At 72.4% G+C, this 22,586-nt stretch carries 20 protein-coding genes; 8 read left to right on the top strand and 12 right to left on the bottom strand.

Annotated elements, in window-relative coordinates; genetic code table 11:
- Positions 1-63 precede the first annotated feature (63 nt).
- From WMF42_RS45040 to WMF42_RS45060, 5 genes are all read right to left on the bottom strand, one after another.
- Entirely contained in the window at positions 64-1,476 is a 1,413-nt protein-coding gene (locus WMF42_RS45040; protein WP_061607247.1) for a sigma-54-dependent transcriptional regulator, read from the bottom strand.
- Positions 1,477-1,641: 165 nt separating this feature from the next.
- Entirely contained in the window at positions 1,642-2,199 is a 558-nt protein-coding gene (locus WMF42_RS45045) for an isochorismatase family protein (RefSeq protein WP_437689480.1), read from the bottom strand.
- Positions 2,200-2,204: 5 nt separating this feature from the next.
- Positions 2,205-2,621: a hypothetical protein gene (locus WMF42_RS45050; protein ID WP_437689481.1), complete on the bottom strand. Its 417-nt coding sequence runs from the start codon at positions 2,619-2,621 to the stop codon at positions 2,205-2,207.
- A 26-nt stretch (positions 2,622-2,647) separates the two neighbouring features.
- On the bottom strand, positions 2,648-3,031 hold the full coding sequence (locus WMF42_RS45055; protein WP_437689483.1) for a (2Fe-2S) ferredoxin domain-containing protein: 384 nt from the start codon (positions 3,029-3,031) through the stop codon (positions 2,648-2,650).
- 127 nt (positions 3,032-3,158) lie between these two features.
- Positions 3,159-3,767 carry a hypothetical protein gene (locus WMF42_RS45060; RefSeq protein ID WP_061607251.1) on the bottom strand — a complete coding sequence of 203 codons (609 nt, stop codon included), beginning with the start codon at positions 3,765-3,767 and terminating at the stop codon, positions 3,159-3,161.
- A gap of 117 nt (positions 3,768-3,884) precedes the next feature.
- Here WMF42_RS45060 and WMF42_RS45065 point away from each other — a divergent pair, with 117 nt between their 5' ends.
- A complete protein-coding gene (locus WMF42_RS45065) occupies positions 3,885-4,580 on the top strand; it encodes a TetR/AcrR family transcriptional regulator (protein WP_437689485.1) in 696 nt (231 codons plus the stop codon).
- Between the two features lie 63 nt (positions 4,581-4,643).
- Here the strand turns inward: WMF42_RS45065 and hisN are convergent, their stop codons facing one another.
- Positions 4,644-5,441 carry a histidinol-phosphatase gene (gene hisN, locus WMF42_RS45070; RefSeq protein WP_437689487.1) on the bottom strand — a complete coding sequence of 266 codons (798 nt, stop codon included), beginning with the start codon at positions 5,439-5,441 and terminating at the stop codon, positions 4,644-4,646.
- A gap of 95 nt (positions 5,442-5,536) precedes the next feature.
- On the bottom strand, positions 5,537-6,580 hold the full coding sequence (locus WMF42_RS45075) for an alpha/beta hydrolase (RefSeq protein WP_437689488.1): 1,044 nt from the start codon (positions 6,578-6,580) through the stop codon (positions 5,537-5,539).
- Positions 6,581-6,675: 95 nt separating this feature from the next.
- Between WMF42_RS45075 and WMF42_RS45080 the strand changes: the two genes are divergently transcribed.
- A complete protein-coding gene (locus WMF42_RS45080; protein WP_061607255.1) occupies positions 6,676-7,677 on the top strand; it encodes an AraC family transcriptional regulator ligand-binding domain-containing protein in 1,002 nt (333 codons plus the stop codon).
- Between the two features lie 45 nt (positions 7,678-7,722).
- On the opposite strand, the gene WMF42_RS45085 is transcribed toward WMF42_RS45080, so the two are convergent.
- Complete coding sequence (locus WMF42_RS45085; protein ID WP_233561303.1) at positions 7,723-8,787, bottom strand: hypothetical protein; 1,065 nt, start codon at positions 8,785-8,787, stop codon at positions 7,723-7,725.
- A gap of 376 nt (positions 8,788-9,163) precedes the next feature.
- Between WMF42_RS45085 and htpG the strand changes: the two genes are divergently transcribed.
- Together htpG and WMF42_RS45095 are read left to right on the top strand one after the other, a co-directional pair.
- Complete coding sequence (gene htpG, locus WMF42_RS45090; protein WP_061607260.1) at positions 9,164-11,152, top strand: molecular chaperone HtpG; 1,989 nt, start codon at positions 9,164-9,166, stop codon at positions 11,150-11,152.
- A gap of 79 nt (positions 11,153-11,231) precedes the next feature.
- Positions 11,232-12,251, top strand: a complete 1,020-nt coding sequence (locus WMF42_RS45095) for a hypothetical protein (RefSeq protein WP_434044774.1) — start codon at positions 11,232-11,234, stop codon at positions 12,249-12,251.
- A 25-nt stretch (positions 12,252-12,276) separates the two neighbouring features.
- On the opposite strand, the gene WMF42_RS45100 is transcribed toward WMF42_RS45095, so the two are convergent.
- The gene (locus tag WMF42_RS45100) at positions 12,277-13,137 is read right to left on the bottom strand and encodes a tetratricopeptide repeat protein (protein WP_061607258.1); all 861 of its coding nucleotides are present in this window, start codon (positions 13,135-13,137) and stop codon (positions 12,277-12,279) included.
- Positions 13,138-13,321: 184 nt separating this feature from the next.
- On the opposite strand from WMF42_RS45100, the gene efp reads away from it, so the two are divergent.
- The gene (efp, locus tag WMF42_RS45105) at positions 13,322-13,885 is read left to right on the top strand and encodes an elongation factor P (protein WP_061607259.1); all 564 of its coding nucleotides are present in this window, start codon (positions 13,322-13,324) and stop codon (positions 13,883-13,885) included.
- A gap of 23 nt (positions 13,886-13,908) precedes the next feature.
- On the opposite strand, the gene WMF42_RS45110 is transcribed toward efp, so the two are convergent.
- Complete coding sequence (locus WMF42_RS45110; RefSeq protein ID WP_437689492.1) at positions 13,909-15,843, bottom strand: hypothetical protein; 1,935 nt, start codon at positions 15,841-15,843, stop codon at positions 13,909-13,911.
- 211 nt (positions 15,844-16,054) lie between these two features.
- Here WMF42_RS45110 and WMF42_RS45115 point away from each other — a divergent pair, with 211 nt between their 5' ends.
- From WMF42_RS45115 to chrA, 3 genes are all read left to right on the top strand, one after another.
- Positions 16,055-16,258 carry a DUF5522 domain-containing protein gene (locus WMF42_RS45115; protein WP_061613117.1) on the top strand — a complete coding sequence of 68 codons (204 nt, stop codon included), beginning with the start codon at positions 16,055-16,057 and terminating at the stop codon, positions 16,256-16,258.
- A gap of 249 nt (positions 16,259-16,507) precedes the next feature.
- Positions 16,508-18,685 carry a VWA domain-containing protein gene (locus tag WMF42_RS45120; RefSeq protein ID WP_437689494.1) on the top strand — a complete coding sequence of 726 codons (2,178 nt, stop codon included), beginning with the start codon at positions 16,508-16,510 and terminating at the stop codon, positions 18,683-18,685.
- A 135-nt stretch (positions 18,686-18,820) separates the two neighbouring features.
- The gene (gene chrA / locus WMF42_RS45125; protein WP_437689496.1) at positions 18,821-20,032 is read left to right on the top strand and encodes a chromate efflux transporter; all 1,212 of its coding nucleotides are present in this window, start codon (positions 18,821-18,823) and stop codon (positions 20,030-20,032) included.
- Positions 20,033-20,104: 72 nt separating this feature from the next.
- Here the strand turns inward: chrA and WMF42_RS45130 are convergent, their stop codons facing one another.
- Positions 20,105-21,295 carry a glycosyltransferase gene (locus WMF42_RS45130; protein WP_061605421.1) on the bottom strand — a complete coding sequence of 397 codons (1,191 nt, stop codon included), beginning with the start codon at positions 21,293-21,295 and terminating at the stop codon, positions 20,105-20,107.
- An 87-nt stretch (positions 21,296-21,382) separates the two neighbouring features.
- On the bottom strand, positions 21,383-22,525 hold the full coding sequence (locus WMF42_RS45135; protein WP_437694448.1) for an acyl-CoA dehydrogenase family protein: 1,143 nt from the start codon (positions 22,523-22,525) through the stop codon (positions 21,383-21,385).
- Between the last annotated feature and the right edge of the window lie 61 nt (positions 22,526-22,586).

A 22,586-nucleotide genomic window follows, 5' to 3' on the forward strand; every position in this document is an offset into this window, starting at 1 on the left:
GGATTTTCACGGGGGTGTCGGCAAGCCGGCGCGGGCCCTGTCTGCCGGGGGGCGCGCGCTGTGTCACTCCAGCTCGCCGAGCTTTCGATAGATGGTGCGCGTGGAGATGCCGAGGAGCTGCGCGGCCACCGACTTGTCGCCCCGGGCGTGGCGGAGCGTCTCCCGGATGAGCCTGCGCTCGACCTCGTCGAGGGGGGTGCCGACCGAGAAGGTCAGCGAGCTCGGCTCGGCCGGGGCGGCCTCGCGGATGAAATCGGGCAGGTCGTCGACCGAGAGCTGGTCGCCGCGGCAGAGCACCACGGCGCGCTCCATCACGTTCTCGAGCTCGCGGACGTTGCCCGGCCACGTGTAGTCGGTGAGGCGCGCGAGCACGTCGCGCGGCGCCTCCAGGCGGGGGCGGTTGTTCTTCGTGCAGTAAGCGCCGAGGAAGTGGTCGACGAGGAGCGGGATGTCCTCGCGCCGGGTCCTGAGCGGGGGCGCCGTGATCGCGATCACGTTGAGCCGGTAGAACAGGTCCTCGCGGAAGCGGCCGGCGGCGACCTCGGCGCGGAGGTCCTTGTTGGTGGCCGCGACGAGGCGCACGTCGGCGCGCACGGTGTCGCCGCCGACGGGCTCGTACTCGCCCTCCTGGAGCACGCGGAGGAGCTTCACCTGCACGGCCGGCGAGAGCTCGCCGATCTCGTCGAGGAACAGCGTGCCGCCGGCGGCCTTGGCGAAGCGGCCCTCGCGCTTGGCGAGGGCGCCGGTGAACGCCCCGCGCTCGTGGCCGAAGAGCTCGGCCTCGAGGATGGTCTCCGGGATAGCGGCGCAGTTGACAGCGACGAACGGCCCGCGCGCCCGGGAGCTGCGCTCGTGGATGAAGCGCGAGAGCAGCTCCTTGCCGGTGCCGCTCTCGCCGAGCACGAGCACCGTGGCGCTCGAGGGCGCCGCCTGGGTGGCGATGTCGAGCACGCGGCGGAGCGTCGGGCTCGAGCCGACGATCTCGCGCTTCGTGAGCAGCTTGATCTCCTGCCGGAGCGAGCGGTTCTCGGCGACGAGCGACTGGCGCTCGGCGGCCTTGCGCACGCTCTTGATGATCGTCATCCGCTTGAGCGGCTTCTCGACGAAGTCGTAGGCGCCCTCGCGCATGGCCTGGACCGCGGTCTCCACGGTCCCGTACGCGGTCATCATCACGACCTCGGTGTCGGGCGCGATCTGCTTCAGCGCGCGGAGCAGCTCGAGGCCGCTGACCCCCGGCATCATCAGGTCGGTGAGGACGACCTCGACGCGGCGGCTGCGCACGATCTCCAGCGCCGCCTTCGCGCTGTCCGCCGTGATGACGCGCATGCCGTCGCGCTGGAAGATCTTCTCGATGGAGGCGACGTTCGACGGCTCGTCGTCGACAACGAGGACCGTGGGGGCGCCGGGCGGCGGCGCGGCGCCAGCGGGCGGAGGCGCGCTCGGCGGTGCTCCGACTTGTGCCAGATCGTCAGCCATGCGCCACTATGTCATGGGCGCGAGCGCGGTGTCCAGCCGAGCACGGGTCTGACAAAGTCCGATCGGCCGGTCTGACAAAGTGGCAAGCCGACGTTGTCAGGATGCGCTGCCCGGGAAAGCGCGCGGTCCGGGCTCCAAGAGGGGCGCGGGCCGGCGTCACCGGCGTCAGCGGATGAGCTTCGAGAGGTGCTTGAAGTCGTCCGTCCCGGCGACCCGGAGCCAGTCGAAGACGAGGGTCTCCGCGGTCGTGATCGTGGCGCCGGCCGCGCGGCAGAGGTCGAGGCCGGCGAGCCGGTGGTCGTCGCGGCGCGAGGCGACGCCGTCGAGGGGCACGTGGACCTCGACGCCGCGGCCGGCGAGGTCGCGCACTGTCTGGAAGACGCAGACGTGCGCCTCCAGGCCGATGACGATGGCGGTGCGGGGGGCGCGCTGGGTGAGCGCGCGATCGAACTCGACGGCGTCGCAGGCGGAGAACTCCATCTTGGGGAGGACCGGCGCGCCCGCCTGGGCGAGCTTCTCGGCGATGGGCGCGATGGTCCGCCCGAGCCCCGCGGGGTACTGCTCGGTCGCGAGGACGGGCGCGCCGAGGCGCCGGGCCGCCTCGATGAGCACCGTGGCCGCGCGGGTCAGCGCGTCCATCTGGGGCGCCGGCATCGCGGCCGCGAGCTTCTCCTGGACGTCGATGACGATGACCGCGCTGGCGGCGGGATCGAGTCTTCGCATGGCGGCTACCTCGTGGCGCGGAAGCTCTTCAGGAACCGGAGCAGGTCGCTCCGCAGGTCGAAGCGGAGCAGCGCCTCGCCGATCACGGCGCCGCCCTCGCCGACGAGGACGCCGGGCAGGACGGTCATCGACTCGAGGAGGTCGCCGGGGCGGACGGTCTTGCGGCCGGCGAACGCGCAGCGGCGGCCGTCGTTGGCGGTGAACTCGAAGGAGTAGGGCAGGGTGCCGGTGCGCGCGAGGTCGAGCCCGAGCCGCCCGGACAGGTAGCGGTGGTCGGCGAACCCCTCGGCGTCGATCTCGCCCTCGATCTCGACCTCGGGCCTGCGCAGGAAGTGGAGGAGGCCGCGCGAGCGGGCGCGGATCGTGAACGACATGGGCCGCTCGTCGGCGGGGGCGTCGGCCAGGTGGAAGCTCCCGGCCATTGTCTCGCAGAACTCGAAGCCGCGCATCACGCCCCCGGCGCGGCGCCGCGGGGCGGCGCCGGCAGCGGCGGGCCGGCCGTCGCCTCCGTGAAGTCCTCTGGCGGGAGCACGAGCCGCTCGACGCGGCGGCCCGCGGCGAGGGCGTCGACGATCTCGGGGACGTCGGCGGCTGTCACGCGGCCGTAGAAGTAGCCGTCCGGCTCCACCGCGATGACGGGGCCCGCCCAGCAGACGTCGAGGCAGCTCGAGGTGCAGGCGCGCGCCTCGACCTTCGCGAGGCCGCGCTCGGCGAGGGCGACCTTGAGCTGCGCGTGGATGCCCTCGGCGCCGCGCTGGGCGCAGGAGCCCTTCGGAACGCCGTCGGGGCGGCGGTTGACGCAGACGAAGAGGTAGCGATTTCGCTGGGGCACGGGGCGGATCCTCGTGCGGCGCGGGCGCCGGGTCAAGCCGGGGTGGGGGAGGGCGCGTGGGCGGGTGGAGCGGGAGAAAGGGCGCCGCGGCCGAGGGGTGGGGGAGGACACGCGCGCGTGCGCGGGCTCAGCCGGCTGCTTGTCGCCGGCGGCGCAGCGCCAGGTTCGCGAGCCCGATCGGCGCCACGACGAGCGCGAACGCGAATCCGAGGACGCCCACCGCGAGGCCCGCGAGGCTCGCGAGCGCGAGCCAGAGCACGTCGCTCGCCGCCGGGCCGGACGAGGGCACATCCACGCGCATCTCCCGGCGCAGCTCGCCCACCGTGCGGTCGAGCAGCGCCTCGAACGGGCGGCCGTACAGGGTCTCGCTGCGGCGGCCGCGGAGGAACGCGCGGACCGTGCGGCGGGGCGCCGAGAGCAACCCGGCGAAGAGACCGCCCAGGTTGAGCTGCCACGCGGCGGCGAAGTCCTTGCAGCCGGCTCCGAGCTCCCAGGCCGAGATCTCGAACTCGCCGATCGTGTTCGTGTCGTAGCCCGTGAGCACGTGGTGCAGGTCGTGGTAGCGGACAGCGCGCACGCGCGCCTGCGTGTTCGGAAACGGGACGGGGAGCGGGCCGAGCTTGAAGTCGACCCACGCGTCGCCATACCCGCCGTCCGCGCCGAAGCGGTTCACGTCGAAGTAGATCGCCCGCGCCTGCCGCATCGTGAGGCCTTCGTCGTAATGGACCAGAGCCATGGCACCACCCTCGTTCAATGACTTAAGTCACTGACCATGGTCATCATGCGAGCTCGTCATGTCAAGCGCAAATGAGGATTGACTTGATCGATGGCGCGGAAACAGATTGCCTGGACGATGAGCAAGGTCAGTGCAGGCGCAGCGAAACGCCGGAAGGGGTCCGCCTCGCCGGCCACGCCCACGCCGGACGCGCCGGCCACGCCGGCGCCCGGGCGCGGCGGGCGCGCGCAGCAGAAGCTCGACACCCGCCGGCGGATCCGGGACGCCGCGTGGGCGCTCTTCACCGAGCTCGGTTACGACGGCACGACGACCAAGGCGGTCGCGGAGCGCGCGGAGGTCGCGACGGGGACGGTGTTCGTGCACGCGCGCGACAAGGCCGACCTGCTCATGCTGGTGATGCACGACCGGATCGCGACCACGGTCGACGCCGCGTTCGAGGCGCTGCCGCGGAAGGAGCCCCTGCTCCCGCAGCTCCTCCACGTGTTCCAGAGGCTGTTCGCGATGTACGGCGAGCAGCCGCTCGTGTCGCAGGCGTTCGTGAAGGCCTTTCCGGGCGCGTCAGGCCCGAACGGAGAGCGGATGAACGCCCTCACGTTCGCGTTCCTGCACCGCATCGCGGCCCTCGTGCGCGACGCCCAGGCGCGCGGCGAGGTCGGGCGCGACATCGACCCGCTCGCGGCGGCGCACAACGTCTTCGCCCTGTACTTCGCGGCGCTCCTCTCCTGGCTCAGCGGCTTCGTGACGCTCGGCGTCGCGCTGGATCCGGTGCTGAAGAGCTCCCTCGCGCTCCAGTACCGAGGGCTCCGCGCGTGAGCCATGGGCCGGGCGCGCGGCGGCCCGGCCGGAGAGGCTCCGGCGCGCCGCCCTCAGGCCATCTCAGCCGTCGCCTCGCTCCGGACGGCCGGCGCGGAGCGCGGCGAGCACCTCGGCGTGGGCGCGCGGATCGCCGGCGGCCACCACGTCCCCGGCGCTCGCGGCGTCGAGGGGTCGCCCTTCCCAGTCGGTCATGAGCCCTCCGGCGCCGGTGATCACGGGGACGAGCGCCGCGAAGTCGTGGAGCTTGAGGCCGTGCTCGACGACGACATCGACGCAGCCGCTCGCCACGAGGCCGTACTGGTAACAGTCGCCGCCGTAGCTCACGAGCTTCGCCCGGGCCGCGACAGCCCCGAAGGCGCGCGCCGCCGTCGGCGAGAAGTACTGCGGCCCTGTCGTGGAGAGGCGCACATCCGAGAGCCCCGCGCAGGCGCGGACGCGCGCCGGCGCGCCGTTCCACAGCGTCTCCCGGCCCAGGACGCCGAGCCAGCGCTCCCCGAGCACGGGCTGATCGATGACGCCGAGCACGGGGCGCCCCCGGTGCAGCAGGGCGATGAGCGTGCCGAAGAGCGGCTTGCCCGTGATGAACGCCTTCGTGCCGTCGATGGGATCGAGCACCCACACGAGCTCCGCCCCCTCGTTCTCGCGGCCGAGCTCCTCTCCCACGATCCCGTGGCCCGGCGCGCGCGCGGCGAGGAGCTCGCGCATCGCCACCTCCGCCTCGCGGTCCGCGACAGTCACCGGGCTCGCGTCCTCCTTGTCGTCGGCCTCGATGCCCTTGCGAAAATAGCGCCGGATCACCGCGCCGCTCGCGTCCGCCAGCCGCTGGGCCAGATCGACAAGTTCCTGGGAAGGGGTCATCGTCTCCGTCCTCCTCGAGGTCCCCACGAGGCGAACCCGCGGGCGCGATCCAGTACGCGCGGCGCGCGCGCACCGCAACCGGCGCGGAGCGGAGCTCAGGCCCGGCGCGCAGACTCCCCATCTCCCGGCCGCAGCGACGACTCCCGTGGACGCGCCGCCTGCGCAGCCCCCGACAGGCACGCTCGCAGGTACGACCCCAGCGTCTCGGCCCCCCGGGCGCCTTCAGGGTGGTACTCGGCCAGGACCGGTCCGTTGTGCGGCATGTCGCGCAGCACGTCGAGCGTGACGTCGACACAGGCCTCGCGGGCCCGCCGCGCGAGCTCCAGGCCCTCGTCGTGGAGCCGCTCGGCGTCGCCGACCTGGAGGAACAGCGGCGCCAGGCCGTCGAGCCGCGCGTGCAGCGGAGACAGCCGGGCGTCGTCGAGCGGGATCGCGCCCGCGAAGTCGCGCGCCTGACGCAACAGGCCCTCCGTGGTCCCGTAGTCGGTCGGCTCGTTCGCGCGCGTCGAGGCGCTGCCCGAGGTGAGGTCGAGCCAGGGAGAGATCAGCGCGGCGCAGCGCGCCTGCTCGCCCCTGTCGCGCAGCGCGAGCTGAACCACGAGCGCGAGGTTGCCCCCGGCGGAGTCGCCCGCGAGCGCGATCTCCCCGGGCGCGTGGCCCCGCTCGACCAGCGCGTCGAAGGCGGCGAGCGCGTCCTCGAGCTGGGCGGGATAGCGATGCTCCGGCGCTAGCCGGTAATCGATCCCCACCACGCGCGCGCCGCTCGCCAGCGCGAGCCGCGCCATCATGTCCGCGTGGGTCCTCGTGGAGCCGAACAGGTACGAGCCTCCATGAAAATAGAGGACGACCCCTCGACCCATCGCGCCCGGCGGCTCGAACCACACCGCAGGGATGCCCGTCAACGTGTCGCTCGTTCGCTTGACGCGCCGGACGGCCTTCCCGGGATAGAAGCGCGCGTCCATGTCGGCGCGCATCCTCGGATACGGCCAGCCGAGCATGTCGATGAAGTCGCGGCGGAGCGCCCGGACCACCCACTCGAAGCCGAAGCTCCAGCTCGGGCGAGCGGGCCCCCGGCGGGCGCGCTCGACGGCCGTCTCCACGAATGCGAGACTGAATATCCCCATGAGACGCAGCATCATGGCGAGAACCTTAGTGCGCCCTCCCCGCGGGCGCGGCGGCCGGACACGCCAGATCGCACGGCCTCGCGCGCCATCTCGATCGTCGCATGCGCCCCATGCCGCCGCGCGGTAGCAGCCGCGCCGGCATCTCGGGCGCGATGGCCCTGCGCCTCGCCCGGCTCTTCGCGGATCGCGGCGAGGACCCGGCGCCGCTCCTCGCCGCGCTCGGCGCCACCGAGGGCGAGCTCCGGCGGCCGACCTGCCGCGTCCCGTACGCCGCGCTCGACAGCGCCGTCGAGGCGGCGGCGTCGCGGGTGGGCGCGGCGGGCCTCGGGGCCGCGATGGCGCGCGTGCGGGACGAGGAGACGTACGGCGTCGCCGCGCTCCTGCTGCTCGCGGGCCCCTCGTTCCGCGAGGGGCTCACCCGCGCCGTCGCCTACCAGCGCGTCTGGGGCGACGGCGAGCGCTTCACCCTGGCCCCGCGCCGCGGCGGCCTCGCCGTCCGCTTCGAGCACCCCGGGCGGAGCGCCCTGGCGCGCGCGGTGCTCGCCGAGTGCGCGCTCGTCGAGATCGTCGACGCGGTGCGCCTGCTCACCGGCAAGCCCGCCGACGGCCACGCCGTGCAGCTCCGGCACGATCGGCTCGGCCCCGACGACGCGCTCTGCGCGGCCCTCGGCGTCGCGCCGGCGTACGGCCGCGCCGAGAACGAGCTCGCCCTGCCCGCGGCGGTGGCCGAGCGCCCCGTCGCGGCGCCGCCCGACTTCCTGGGGCGCGCGCTCGAGCGCATCGCCCTCACGGCCGTCGCCGCGCTCCCCTCGTCCGCGTCGCTCTCGGAGCGCATCCGCTCGATGCTCCGCGCCGAGCTCGACGTCGCCGCCCCCCGGCTCGAGAGCGTGGCGCGGCGGCTGCACATGAGCGCCCGCACGCTGCAGCGCCGGCTGCGGGAGGAAGCGACGAGCTTCCAGGAGCTCGTCGACCGCGAGCGCCGCGCGCGCGCGAGCGACCTGATGGACAGCGGCGCGAGCGCCAAGGAGGCGGCGCTCCTCGTCGGCTTCGCCGAGCCGGGCAGCCTCTCGCGCGCCCGCAAGCGCTGGAGCGCAGGGGCGCGAGGCGGCTGAGCGGCGGCCGCCTCGGGCGCGCGGTGGCCGGCCGCGCCCGCCGCGTCAGCCCCGCTTGCGCGGGTCGCCCCGGAGGATGGGGTAAGCCATCAAAAGGCTCAGCCACACCACCAGGAACTTGGGGTCGGCCAGCGTCTCGAACGGGATCTCGAACCGATCGTTGTGGGCCTCCGCCTTGCGCTGCTGCGCCTCAACGACCGCGGGGCTCACGACCTGGGGCAGCCGCCTCCCGCCGATCTCGGCGGTCGTGCCGCCGGACCCGGGCAGCGGCGGCAGCAGCGCGCCCTCGGCGATCGCCTTCTCCTCCGGCGTGCGCGTCGCGAGATCCGGATCGATGATCACCGCCGCCGGCGCGAGCTCCTCGGGAAGCTCGGCGCCGGAACGGTCCGCCGCCGGGGCCCGCGCGATCTCCTCCGGGCGATCCACCGGGATGTAGCGCGGCGCGATCTCGCCCGGCTTCCTGTCGCGGAGCTCGACCGTCACCAGGATCGGGAGGTACACGCGCCGGACCTCCTCGACCGTGACGGTGTCCGTGGCGGACCCCGGCGGTGCGCCGGCGAGCTCGGGGACCTTCGCGCGCGCGGCCGCGATCGCCGCCTGCTCCGCGTCGATCGCGGCCTTGCACCTCGGGAGGGACGGATCGAAATCGAGGCCGACGGCGCTGTGGCCCCCCCTGGTCAGCTCGGGCTTCGCCGTGCACTCCTGGAGCACGCGCTCCGCGATCGCGTCGTCCTCCCGGTGCAGCAGCGCGAGCGCGAGCTCCTTGCGATCGTCGATGCCGTTCGCGATCTCCGGCCGGGCCACATAGCGGTACCGCACGCGGAGCGCGACGTCGCGCTGCCCCGTCTCCGTGTCGACGACAGTGACGGCTTCCTTGATGAAGCGGTCCGTTGTCGCGCCCTGGACCTCGCGCCGGCTCACCATCACCCGGGAGCGCCGCAGCCCCGTGAACAGCGAGCGCGTCTGCGCCCGCACGCGCTCGAGGATCTTGAAGTCGCTCGTCCCGGTCGGGACGTAGAGGTAGCCCTCGAACTGAAGCAAGGCAGGAGGACGCTTCGCGTCCGCACCGGCCGTCGCCTTGCCCCGGTCGCCGCACCCCGCGAGCGCCAAGATCCCGATTACCGGGACAAGACGAAATACTACACGGAGAAGTGCTACCACAACGGATTTCCCCGACGGCGTGGGTGCAACTTCCGTGAATCTAGCGCCCCTGACCCTCCGAAGAAACCCTGACCCTCCAGAAAAGCCGAGCGTACATGCGGGGATCGCGGACAGCGACCTCGACGTGAGGAGCCAGACGCGCAGCGTCCGACCTCGGCGCAGATCGCGACCTGGGTGATCCGGTGAGCCTCGATCGATCCTGGCCGGGGAGCGCCGCGGCAGGCGAGCGCGGAGAGGGGCGGGGCCCAGGGGCGCGGTAGGGCTGTCGCTCGACGGCGCGTCAGGGGATTGCCGTTTCGAAAATCGGATCCATTTGGTCGCCGAGATGAACACGGAAAGCCAGAACCCCGAAACCAGCGGACCCACGCCCTCTGCCCAGCCTTCGGGCGCGGAGCCGGGCGCCCCGCCTCCCGCGTCGCCCGCGCCCGATGAGGCCAGGGCGGCCGGAGCCGTCGAGCTCCCCTTCCAGGCCGAGGTGCAGCAGGTCCTCGCGCTGGTCATCAACTCGCTTTACGCCAACCAGGAGGTCTTCCTGCGCGAGCTCATCTCGAACGCGTCGGACGCCCTGGACAAGGCGCGCTTCCTGGCCCTCACGCGCGAGGGCGTCGCCGAGCAGGCGGGCGAGCCCGCGATCCTCATCACGCTCGACGACGCCGCCCGGACCCTCACCATCGAGGACAACGGCATCGGCATGACCCGGGACGAGGTGGTGGAGAACCTCGGCACCATCGCGCGCTCGGGATCGCTCGAGTTCCTGAAGGCCAACGCCGAGGCCGCGAAGCAGAAGAAGGACGGCGGCAAGCTGCAGCTCATCGGCCAGTTCGGCGTCGGCTTCTACGCCGCGTTCATGGTCGCCTCGCGCGTCGACGTGCAGACCCGCTCGATGCTGCCAGGCGCCGAGCCCGTCCTGTGGCGGTCGTCCGGCGCGGGCTCCTTCACCGTGGCCACCGGCGATCGCGAGCACCCCGGCACGAAGATCGTCCTCCACCTCAAGGAGGACGCGCGCGAGTACACGAAGGCCTGGCGCGTCAAGGAGATCATCCGCAAGTACTCCGACTTCGTCCACTTCCCCATCAAGGTGAACGACGAGGTCGCGAACCGCTCGGCCGCCCTCTGGACGCTGCCCAAGTCGCAGATCACCGAGGAGCAGCACGCCGAGTTCTTCCGGCACGTGACAGGCGGCTACGAGGGGGACAAGCCGCTGCTCACCGTGCACCTGTCGATCGACGCGCCGGTGCAGTTCCACGCGTTGCTCTACGTGCCCGAGAGGGCGCCGGCGGACATGTTCCACAAGGACCGCAGGGCGATCCGCCTCTACGCGAAGCGGGTCCTCATCGTCGAGGACTGCGACAAGCTCACGCCGATGTACCTGCGCTTCCTGCGCGGCGTCGTCGACTCCGAGGATCTGTCGCTGAACGTCTCGCGCGAGATGCTCCAGGAGAACCGCACGCTCTCGCAGATCGAGCAGCAGATCGTCAAGCAGGTGCTCAAGTCGCTGAAGGACCTCTCCGAGTCCGACCCCGAGCGCTACGCGACGTTCTGGAAGGAGTTCGGCCGGGTCATCAAGGAAGGCGCCACAAGCGACTGGAAGAACAAGGACGCGATCGCCGAGCTCTGCCGGTTCGAGTCGATGAACACAGAGGCCGGCAAGGCGATCTCGCTGCGCGACTACGTGGAGAAGATGCCGGACGAGCAGAAGGAGATCTATTACGTGACGGGGATCGGCCGCCGCGCGGTCGAGCAGAGCCCGCACCTCGAGGCGTTCCGGAAGCGCGGCTACGACGTGCTGTTCCTCGTCGATCCGGTCGACGAGTGGTTCGTGAAGGCGCTGAACGAGTTCGACAAGCGCCGGCTCAAGAGCGTGACGCACGGCGACGTCGACCTCGGCGGCGAGCCGGAGAAGAAGGACGAGCCCGAGGCGTCGGTGGACGCGGCCGTGGCGGCGGTCAAGGCGGCGCTGGGCGACCGCGTGAAGGACGTGCGCGTCTCGCGGCGCCTGACCGACAGCGCGAGCTGCCTCGTCGCCGCCGAGGGCGACCCAGGGGCGAACCTCGAGCGGATCATGAAGCTCATCGACCAGAACGCCGAGGAGTCGAAGCGGATCCTGGAGCTCAACGCGGGGCACCCGGTCGTGAAGAACCTCAACATCCTGGCGGGGCGCGAGCCCGACTCGGAGCGGGTGAAGCAGTGGTCCGAGCTGCTCCTCGACCAGGCCCTCCTCGTCGAGGGCGTGGTGCAGGAGCCGGCGAAGCTCGTCCGGCGCATCCAGGACCTGCTCGCGCAGGTGAGCACGGCGGCGGTCAGCGGCCAGTAGCCCCCCGCGGGCGGTTTCTTGGCCCTGATCCGGGCCCTGGTGTACGCGCGCCAGGGTGGCATCGGACGAGGACGGCAGGTTGTCCCGCTGCGCAGCGCCCGCGCTCGGCCGTCGGGCGTTCCTCCGGGCGCTCGGGGTGGCGGGCGGCGCCGCGGCGGCGCCGGGGCTCTGGGACCCGGCGCCGGCGCTCGCCGCGGCGTCGAGGGTGAAGGGGGTAGAGACCTCCGCGATCGGCGTGACGCTGAAGCTCGAGCTGTCGCAGGCGCCGTTCCCCTGCGACGGGGCGCCGTACCGGGACGAGACGGTGATGGTCTTCGTGCCGGCCCACTACCGCGCGCCGGAGAGCGGTGAGCTCGACCTCGTGATGCACTTCCACGGCCACGTCACCACCGCGGAGCGGGCCATCGCGGCGCACAAGCTCCGCGAGCAGCTCCACGAGAGCAAGCAGAACGCGGTGCTCGTCGTGCCGCAGGGCGCGGTGAACGCGGCCGAGTCGCCCCCGGGCAAGCTCGGGCAGCAGGGCGGCCTCCGGCGGCTGTGCGGCGAGCTCGCGGCGGTGCTCTCGACCGCCGCAGCGCGGCGGGCGCTCGGCGACTGCGCCGTCCCGCGGCAGGCGAAGCTCGGGATGCTCTGCCTGTCGGCGCACTCGGGCGGGTACCGCGTCGCGGCCGCGTGCCTCCGCCACGGCGGCTGCGAGGTGAGCGAGGTGTACCTGTTCGACGCGCTGTACGGCGAGGTCGACGCGTACCGCGACTGGGTGCTCGAGCGGAAGGACCGGTCGGGCCGCGACAGGCACAAGCTGATCAGCCACTTCGTGGCGGGCGACGTGCGGCGGCTGAACCTGGAGCTCGCGCGCGCGCTCGAGGCGCAGGGGGTCTCGTGCCTGCACGAGCGCCGCCCCGGTGAGCTCACGCGCAAGCAGCTCCTCGGCGGCCGCGCGATCTTCATCCACGCCCCCCTCGCGCACAGCGCGGTGACCTTCGAGCAGAACGCGTTCCGCGATTGCCTGTTCGCGTCAGGCCTCCGCCGCCATCTCCGGTCGAGCTGGTTCGAGAAGAAGGACGAGCCGCGCCAGATCGACGTGCGCTCCCGGTCCTGAGGCCAGCGCGCCGGCGCGGCGCGCGTCAGTGCCGGAGCGAGACGTCGGCCAGCGCGAGGCGCGCGTCGTTGATGAACGCGCTGTCCGGGAAGCGGCGAATGAACGACCGCAGCGTCGTCTTGGCGTCGTTCCAGGCCTGGATGTCGAGGAGGCACTCGGCGAGGAGGAAGGTCGCGTCGTCCATGACCTCGCGGTCGGGCGACGCCTCGGAGAGCGTCATGAGCAGCGGGATCGCGTCGCGCTGCCGGTTCAGCCTGCGGTAGGCGCGCGCCAGGTTGAGCCGGGCCGAGGGGGTGTGCGACGCCGTCTCCTTCTGGCGGATCGCGTCCTCGAAGGCGACCGCGGCCTCGTGCCAGCGGCCGGTCCGCATGTGATCGAGGCCCGTCTGGTACGACTTGATCGAGAGCTCCGACCGCGCCTTGTCGACAGCGTCCGTGAAGAACGCGAGCTCGGCCCGGGTGAGCGGCGCCTTCCGCAGCGCCTCGAAGCCCTCGATCACCTCCTGCCGCCGCTCGGCACGGATGAGCTCGTAAAACGCCGCCGCGTCGCTCTCGGCCTTGGCGCGCGCGTCGCTCCGCTGCTGCATCTCCTTGAGATCGGCCTCGTGCTTCGCGATGCGGTCGCGCGCGCCCTTGGTCTCGGCCTGGACGGCGTCGACGCGGGCGTCCCAGGCGAGCTTGACCACGCCGATCACCACGATCACGAAGAGCAGGTTCGCGCTCGCGCTGTTCCAGAAGGCGCGCCGCTCGTACGCCATCTGGCGCTTGGAGATGCTCTTCAGATCGGCGGCGAGGGCGTTCGTGAGGTTGTTCGTCTTGATGATGAGCCCACGGGACTCCACGATCTCACGCTTGATCTCCCGGAGCTCGTCGTCGAAGTCGTGCATTTTCCAGTCCTGAAACCGCGCCCTGTGCAGGAGGCCGCGCTCGTGCTAATGGGGCCGCGCACGCGGACCCCCGACCGCGCCCGGAACGCCGCGAACGCGGACGCCCGGGCCGCGCCAGGGGGCCGCGCCCGCGGTCCCCGGCCTCGCCGACAGGCCGCCCTTACGCTACCAGGAAGCTCTGCCCATGGACACAAGCGACATCCGAAAAGGCCTCAAGATGATGGTCGACGGCCAGCCCTACTCGGTCATCGACTTCCAGTTCGTCAAGCCGGGAAAGGGGCAGGCGTTCACCCGCGTCAAGATCCGGAACATGGCGACGGGCGCCGTGCTGGAGCGGACGTACAAATCGGGTGAGAAGCTGGAGCCGGCGGACGTGGAAGAGCGCAGCCTCCAGTACATCTATCCCGAGGGCACGGACTTCGTGTTCATGGACCCGGCCACCGGCGAGCAGCTCACCGTCCCCGGTGACAAGATCGGCGAGGACTCCCAGTGGCTGAGCGACGGGATGTCGATCGACGTGACCCTGTTCAACGGGCAGCCGATCGGCGTCAGCATGCCCTCTCACGTGGTGCTCCAGATCGTGAGCAGCGAGCCGGGCGTGAAGGGCGACACGGCGAGCGGCGCCACCAAGCCCGCCACGGTGTCGACCGGCGCGACGGTCAACGTCCCGCTCTTCGTGAAGGAGGGCGAGTGGATCAAGATCGACACGGCCGAGGGCAAGTACCTGGAGCGCGTCAACAAGGGCTGACCCCGGGCCGCGCGCCGCCGGGGTCACTTCGCCTCGAAGATCACCGCGGCCGCGCCGACGACGCACGCGACGCGGGCTCCCCCGTTGGCCGGCGCGCACGCCCTCGCCTGCGCGAGATCGCCGCCCGACCAGAGGCGCGCGGCGCCGCCGGCCGTCGCGACGAGGAGCCCGCCGGCGGCGGGGACCGCGAGCGTGGCGCCGTCGGGCGACCGCGGCGCGCCCTGCGGGGCGGGCGTGGTGAGCGGGAACGACAGCGCGGACGACCTCGGCGCGGCGGCGCGCAGGTCGATCGAGACCAGCGCGGCGCCGAGGGCGATGTCGAAGCCGCTCTCGGACGCGGCGAGCGGGGAGAAGGGCAGCTTCTCGGTCCCGGCGCAGCGCTCGGGCGAGGCCGCGCCCGCGCGAGGGCCCTGGGCGCGGAGCAGCGGGAGCGGGACCTCCATCGCGCCGACGGCGTCGGGCGAGCTGCGGAACAGCGCGAGCAGCGTGGGCGCGTCGCAGCGCCGCTCGACGGCGACGAGCTGCGCCGGGCCGGCATGGACCGCCGCGGGCCAGGGCGGGACGTCGGTCGCGGACTCGGTGGACGCGGCGGGGTCGACGCGCACGACGCCCTGCGCGGTCCGGACGAGCAGCGCGCCGCTCGCCTCGAACGCGAGCGGGCCGAAGGCGCCGGGGCCGGCCGGCTGCGGCGCGGCGGCGGTGCGGTACACGGCGGCGGCCGTCGTCGGCGGCGCGAGCTTCGCGAGGAGCCTGGCGTCCTCCTTGGCGCGGGGCTCGGCGCCGCCGTGGTCGAGCGCCGCGACGGCCGCGAGCGGCGCGCCCCGCGTGGACGCGGCGACCGCCTCCGCGTGGTCGATCGCCGCGGCGAGCCCCGGCTCCCCGCAGCGCACGGGGCCGACGCCCGTCCAGACGAGGGCCTCGCCCGCGCGCGCGGCGTCGCGGCCGGCGATCGCGCCGCCCCCGCCCGCGGCGTCGGCGCAGAGGACGGCGTGGAGCCGGCGCAGCCGCTGGGCGGCGGCGGCCACGGACGGCGCGGTGGACTTGCCGCGCGCGTCGCGGAGCAGGGAGGCGGCGAGGCCGCGCAGCGCCTCGCCGGGCTGCGCGGCGTCGCGCGACAGGCCGGCGGGGCGATCGAGGAAGACCAGCGGGGCGCGGAGCTCGGCGGCGGCGCCTGACGGGGCAGGGAAGGGGCGGAGCGCGCCGGCGAGGCCGACCGAGACGACGAGGTCGTCGCGGCCGTCCGCGTCGCGGTCGGCGACCTCGATGGAGGCGGAGAGCGCCTCCTCGGGCGGCGGGGTCCGGAGGCGGAGCTCCAGGGCGAGCTCCGGCGGCGCGCCCGCGCCGGGGAGGCGGAACACGGCGACCCAGCGCGTGGCGCCCGCGCTGGCGGCGCGCTGCTGATCGCCGCACTGCGGGGCGAAATCGAAGGTGAGCGCGGACGGGCCGATCTGGCTGAGGCCGACGCGCGGGGCGCACCCCTGCGCGGCGAGATCGCCAGGGAGCGCGGTGAGCGTGCGCAGCGCCTGCGGCCGCGCGGCGGGCGCGAACAGGAGCTCGCCGCGCAGGCCGTCGGGCGACCGCGCCCAGGCGACGAGGTCGCGCGCGCCGTCCCCGTCGGCGTCGAGGAGGAGCCCGGCCTCGAAGGTGCGCCCTGTCGGCGCGGCGACAACGGCGCCGCCCTCGAGCGGCCACTGCTTGCCGCCCGCGGGCGCCGGGACGCTCGGCACGACCGCGAAGCGGGGCGGGGCGGCGGCGTCCTGGTCGCCGGCGCCGGCCTCGGGGCCGGCGTCGGCCGCGCCGGGGGCCACGCCGCTCAGCGGGGGCGGCGAGCCGGCGGGCGTCGCCGAGCCGAGCGTGTAGGGCGTGTAGGGCTTCGAGCTCGGGCAGCCGTCGCAGCCGGTCGCGGCGAGGAGCGGGAGCAGGGCGCGGAGGAGCTTCGAGCAGGATCGATCGGGCATCGCAGGCGGACCAGCCGTTGCAGTCGAGGTACGGCGGGCGGCGCAGGCGTAGCACGGGAGGCGCGGGGACGTCGCGGCGCCGGCGTGAGCGCGCGCCAAGACGTGGCCGAGACGCGGCTGAAGATGAGGACGGGGACGGAGGGAGGACCCGATGGCGCATGCGCGCGCGATGGCGCGCATGCGCGTTTCAGAGTAGCTTGATCGAGGGTAGATGCGCGGGCCGAAACCTCCCAAGGCGATCGAGGGCGAGGACTACTACCTCGAGGGGAGCCGGGTGGTCTTCAAGGCGGCGTATCACCTGAAGCGCGGATACTGCTGCAACTCGAAGTGCCGCCATTGCCCTTACCGGGAAGAGGCGCCGGCGCCGGCGGGGGAACCGGTGACCGTCATGGTGCCTCGCGTGAAACTTCTCTGAAGCGAAGGCGGCGGTAAGGTCGCGGTCGAGCGCTCGCGGCGGAGGCGCCCTGCGTTCCGTTGCCAGCGCATGAGGTGACATCTCGGCCTCTGCTGGAGAGGCGCGCGCTCCGCCGATCCGCTGTGATTTCTCCGCGGCGATCCGCCGGGCTGTCAAAGGCAGAGAGAGCACGCTCGCCATGGAATGTGGGTTGATCCGGATTGAGCGAAGGGTCTAGGATTTTGCACCCACATTCGCGCAGGAGTTCCTATGCGTCGCAGTCTTCGCCCTCTTCTCTACAGCCTCTTGCTCGCGGTGCCGCTCGGCTGCACCGCCGCGTCGGGCAGCAAGCCGCCGCCGCCGGCCACGACGACCGGCGAGCCGTCGCCGAAGGTCGAGGACACGGATGAGGACGGCATCTCCGACGAGGACGAAGGGCGCATCGACGCGATCGACACGGATGGTGATGGTGAGCTGGACTTCGAGGATGCCGACTCTGACAATGACGGAATCCCCGACAAGATCGAGGGTGCTGTCCGGCCAGGGCAACAGGAGCTGCCGGACAGCGACGACGACGGGGTGCCCGACTTCCGGGACGAGGACTCCGACGGCAACGAGATCCCCGACGGGGAGGAGGGCGACGACGATCTCGACGACGACGGTCTGCCCGATTACGCGGACCTCGACGACGACGGCGACGGCCTCTCTGACAAGCTGGAGATCGGCCCGGACCCGTTCGATCCGATCAACTCCGACGACGACAGGCGGCCCGACTTCCGCGACACCGACTCGGACAACGACGGCATCCTGGATCGCTTCGAGCGGGAGCTCGACGCCGACAACGATGGGATCCCGGCGTTCCGCGATCTCGACTCGGACGACGATTGCCGGCCCGACGAGGTCGAGCGGGGCGACGGTGACCCCGAGTTGCCGCCCGTCGACAGCGACCAGGACGGCGGGGCCGATTTCGTCGATCTCGACAGCGACAACGACGGCCTGCTCGACCAGCTCGAGGACATCAATTGCGACGGCGTGCTCGATCCGGGGGAGTCGAGCACCGCGAGCGAGGACACGGATGAGGACGGGGTGGGCGACCTCATCGAGCTCGCGGCCGGCACGAACCCGAACGACGATCTGGACAACCCCCACGCCAACGGCGATTTCGTGTTCGTCATGCCGTATCGGGACGACCCGACCCCGGCGCAGGACACGCTCGACTTCTCGACCAACATCTCGCAGGCGGACGTGGTGTTCGCGATGGACACCACCGGCTCGATGAGCGGCTCGATCTCGAACCTGCAGGACGCGCTCCAGGAGATGATCGATCAGCTCGCCGAGGAGATCCCGAGCATCGGCATCGGCGTGACCCATTACAAGGACTTCCCGATCTCCCCGTATGGGGATTCCGCCGATCAGCCGTTCTTCCTGGCGCATCGGGTCATGAGCGTGCTCACGCCCGCAGGGCGGGCATCGGTGCAGCACGCGGTGGACTCCCTCAGGGCGAGCGGCGGCAATGATGTGCCGGAGAGCGGCTGGGAGGCCCTTTATCAGATCGCGCACGGGACGGGCACGACCGAGGGGAACGCCGAGGTGCCTGCGTTCAACCCGATGACAGCGCGGCCCGGCGTGGTCCCGGCGGGCGAGACGGTGGGGACCCTCGGCGGCGTCGGCTTCCGCACCGGCTCGCTGCCCATCGTGGTGATGATCACCGACGTTCCGAGCCACAACGGCACGATGCCGGGCAACAACTACTCCCGCCTCTCGTCGCCGAACTACACGCAGGCGCTCAGCTCGATCACCAGCCTGGGCGGCCGCGTCATCGGCATGGTGACGACCACCTCGGACGGGGGCCAGGCCAAGGCCGACCTCACGGCCGGCGCGCTCGCGACCGGCTCGGTGGTTCCCCCGACGGCGTGGGGGCCGGCGGGCATGCGCCCGCCGCAGTGCGCTGTCGGCCAGTGCTGCACCGGCGAGGACGGCACGGGCGTGACGGCGACGAACGGCAAGTGCCCGCTCGTGTTCGTTGTCTCCAGCAGCGGCACCGGCCTGAACCTGGCTGTCGTGCAGGCGATCAAGGTGCTCACGACCTACGTCACGCTCGACATCTCGGCCGCGGCCGAGGACGACGAGAGCGACACGATCGACGCCGTGAGCGCCTTCGTCGACAGGATCATCGCCAACAACATGGCCCCTGAGCCCTGCACCTCCGGGCTCAGGGTCATCGACAAGAACCTCGACAGCGTCGCGGACACCTACACCAACGTCTTCCCGGGGCCGACTGTCTGCTTCGACGTGCTCCCGAGGATCAACGTCTCGGTGCCTCCCACGGAGGAGCCGCAGATGTTCACCGCGAACATCGTCGTCACCGGCGACGGCGTGACCACGCTCAGCACCCGCAAGGTGTTCTTCCTCGTCCCGCCGGAGATCCCGCCGCCGCCTGTCAACTGACGTCAGTGGACGTCAACTGACGTCCACTGACGCGCCACCGGCGGCCGCTGGCCGCGCCCGGAGGCCGCCGGGAGGGCTCGCCCTCGGCGGCTCCCTGGCAGCGCGGCGGCGCCCGTTTTCAGGTAAAGACGGCGCATGGGTGAAGGCCTGCCAAGCGACGGAGCCCCGGCGTCCGGGCAGGCGCGCGGCGCGGCGCTCCGGGAGCTCGCGCGCCTCTTCCTCCGGCTGGGGACGACGGCCTTCGGGGGCCCTGCCGCCCATGTCGCGATGATGGAGGACGAGGTGGTCCGCCGGCGCGGCTGGATGACGCGCGAGGACTTCCTCGATCTCTATGGTGCGACGAACCTGATCCCGGGGCCCAGCTCGACCGAGCTCGCGATCCACATCGGACACCGCCGGGCCGGGTGGCCGGGGCTGCTCGTGGCCGGGAGCTGCTTCATCTTCCCCGCGGCGCTGATCACGCTCGGCTTCGCGTGGGGCTATGTCCGGTTCGGCGCGGTGCCGGAGATGTCAGCGCTCCTCTACGGGGTGAAGCCGGTGATCATCGCCGTGGTGGTCCAGGCGCTCTGGGGTCTCGGCCGCGCCGGCCTGCGCTCGACGCCCTCGCTCGTCCTCGCGGCGCTCTGCGCCGGCGCCGTCCTGCTCGGGGTCCACGAGCTCGCGGTCCTGGCCGGCGCCGGCGCGCTCGCCGTGGCGCACCGGCTCGCCGCCGGGCGCTCCGCCGGCCCCTCCGCCGGCGCGGCGGCGGCCGTCCCGCTCGCCGGCGGCGCCGCCGTCCCGCTCGCCGGCGGCGCCGCCGCGACGGCCGCGGCGGCGAGCGTGCCGTTCGGGCTCCTGCCGCTGTTCCTTTTCTTCCTCAAGGTCGGGTCGGTCCTCTTCGGGAGCGGCTACGTGCTCCTCGCGTTTCTCCGCGCCGATCTCGTCGAGCGGTACCGGTGGATGACGGAGGCGCAGCTCCTCGACGCTGTCGCGGTCGGCCAGGTGACGCCCGGCCCCGTCTTCACCACGGCGACGTTCATCGGCTATTTCCTTGGCGGGGTCCCGGGCGCGCTCGTCGCCACGGCGGGCATCTTCCTCCCCGCGTTCTTCTTCGTCGCCCTGAGCGGCCCGTTGATCCCCCGCCTCCGTCGTTCTGCCGTGGCCTCGGCCTTCCTCGACGGCGTGAACGCCGCGTCGCTCGCGCTGATGGCGGTCGTCTCCTACCGCCTCGCCCGGGCCGCGGTGGTCGACTGGCTCACCGCCGCCCTTGCCCTCGTCGCGGCGCTCCTCCTTGTCCGCTTCCGCGTGAGCTCGCTCTGGCTGATCGTGGCCGGCGCCGCCCTCGGCGTCGCCTCGGTCCACCTCTGAGCCCGGAGGCCTCCGCCTCCACCCCCTCTCCTCCTCGGCGGCCCCCGCGCCTCGGAGCGCGCCTGCCCCTGGCTACCTGGCCGGCGACCGCAAGGAAGCCGGCTCTTCCGCCGCCACAAGCTCCGACCCCGCCCCGATGGTGAACGCGTTCCCCCGCCAGGTGACCCGCCGGTTCGCGTGAGCGTTCAGCCAGCAGAAGAACCAGCACAGCGTCCGCAGCGGCTCCGCGGCCACCAGCGCCAGGTTGGAGCGCGTCGGCCGCAGCCATCCCAGCGCCAGGAACGTCCCCAGGCTCTGCAGCACCCAGGCGAACAGCCAGATCTCCAGCGCGAGGCGCGTCGGGCTGAGCAGCAGCGTCAGCCAGGCGATCAGCAGCGGCGCGTTGAGCGGCTCCATCACGAAGCAGCGCGGAGCGAGCGCGCGCCGCATCTTCGCCCAGCGGGTGTGCCGGTCCAGCGTGCGCATGAGCGAGCAGCTCGTATTGCGGTTCTCGATCGGATCCAGGCAGAGCTCGACAACGAACCCGCACGCGCTGAAGCGCTGCCCGAGCACGTCGTCCTCCGCCAGCACGCTGGCCACGCGCTCGAACCCGCCCACCCGCGCGAGATCGACCCGCCGCATCGCCATCGATTTGCCCACGCTGATCGGCCGCCCCGCGAGCTCGGCCGCCGCGACGACCCCGGGCGCGATGAACGACCCGAGCTGCGCGTTCTCGATCACCGCGCCGAGCGTGCGCTCCCCGGTGCCCACGATCAGGCTCGAGACGAGCCCCACGCCGGGCCGCAACAAGATCGACAGCAGCGACCGGAGATAGTCCGGGCGGACACGCACGTTGGCGTCCGAGATGACGAGGACGCTGCCCTCCGCCCTGCGCTCGAGCTCGAGGAGCTGCGCCACCTTCGGGTTCAACCCCTCGCTCGGGTCCGTCAGGCAGAGCCGCGCCCGCACCTCGGGGTGCGCCGCGATGAAGGCCTGGATCACCGGCACGGCCGGGTCCTCGCGCGAGGCGACGCCGAAGACGAGCTCGTAACATGGATAATCGAGGTGGGCGAAGGACTCGAGATTGCTGGCGAGCTCATCGTCCACGCCGGCCACCGGCTTGAGGATGCTGACGAGCGGGGTCGCGCCGAGCGGCCTCGGCGCGCCGCGACGCGCCCTCGAGCGATGCCGCGTGAGCCTCCCGTGGAAGGAGGCCTGAAGCGTCGCATAGATGATGGATGACAGCGCCGTCGGCGCGACCGTCGCCAGATCTCCCCAATCCATGGAGGCCGATGCTGACGCAGGCGCATGGCGTCTCGATGGCCGGCCCGCAAACCCAGCGCTGCCTTTTCGCGACCGGGGCGTGACAGGTCAGCTCATGCGGCCGATCAGCTCTCGCGTGATGTTCTTCTGGTGGGACTCGAGCGTGCCGCCGCCGATCTCGAGCAGCTTGGCGTCCCGGAAGAACCGCTCCACCTTGTACTCGGTGCAGTACCCCCAGCCGCCGAGCACCTGCATGGCGTTGTCGGCCACCTCCTTGCCGACAGGCGCCGCGAAGAGCTTCGCCGCGTCCGTCCCGAGCCGGTTCCGCCGATCGGGGCTGACGTTGCGCGCCACCGAGTAGATGAGCGCGCGCGCCGCCTCGGTCTTCGCGTAGCTCTCCGCGATGTAGCGCTGGATCTGCCCGTGCTCCGCGATCGGCTTGCCGAAGCTCTTTCGCTCTCCGGCGTACTGGATCATGATGTCGAGACAGCGATCGGCGATCCCGAGGCTCATCGCGGCCAGGGTGAGGCGCTCCAGCTCGAGGTTCCTCATCATGTTGCGGATGCCGCCGCCCTCCGGGCCAAGGACGTTCCGGGCGGGCACGACGCAATCATCGAAGATGAGCTCGCTCATCGTGCTCGCCCGCATTCCCATCTTCGGGGTCTTCTCGTCGGTCGAGAACCCGGGGAACCCCCGCTCCACCACGAAGGTCGTGATCCTGCCCTCGATCGTCGCGTAGACGAGGAAGATCCTGGCCTCCGGCGCATTGGTGATGAGCGCCTTGCGCCCCTTCAGGATGTACCGGTCCCCGTCGCGCCGGGCGAACGTCTTCATGCCGAGCACGTCTGTCCCGCTCGAGGGCTCGGTCATGCCCATCGCGCCGATCCACTCGCCGGATAGCACCTTGGGCAGGTAGCGCGCGCGCTGCTCGTCATTGCCGGCGTGGAAGAAGTTGTTCACGAACAGCATCGCGTGCGCGAGGTACGCGAGCGTGAACCCGGGATCGCTCTTCGCGAGCTCGTGGTGGACGATCACGGCGGCGAGCGCGTCCATGCCCGCGCCCCCGTACTCCGCGGGCACGGTCACGCCGAGCAGGCCGAGCTCGCCCAGCCGCTGCATCAGGGGGACGTTGAGGGCGGCGGTGCGGTCGTGCTCGTCGGCCTGCGGCTCGACGACCTCGCGGGCGAAATCTCGCACCATTTGCCGGAGCATCCGGTGCTCTTCCGTCGGGTTTTCCAGGTCGCTTTCCATGGCGGAGGATGACGCGCTCATCACCGCCGAACGTAGCACGTGAAAGCGCGCGCCCGCGATG

Origin of the sequence: Sorangium sp. So ce176 (genome assembly GCF_051519835.1) — a bacterium.
In the GTDB taxonomy this organism is placed as follows: domain Bacteria; phylum Myxococcota_A; class Polyangia; order Polyangiales; family Polyangiaceae; genus Sorangium; species Sorangium cellulosum_G.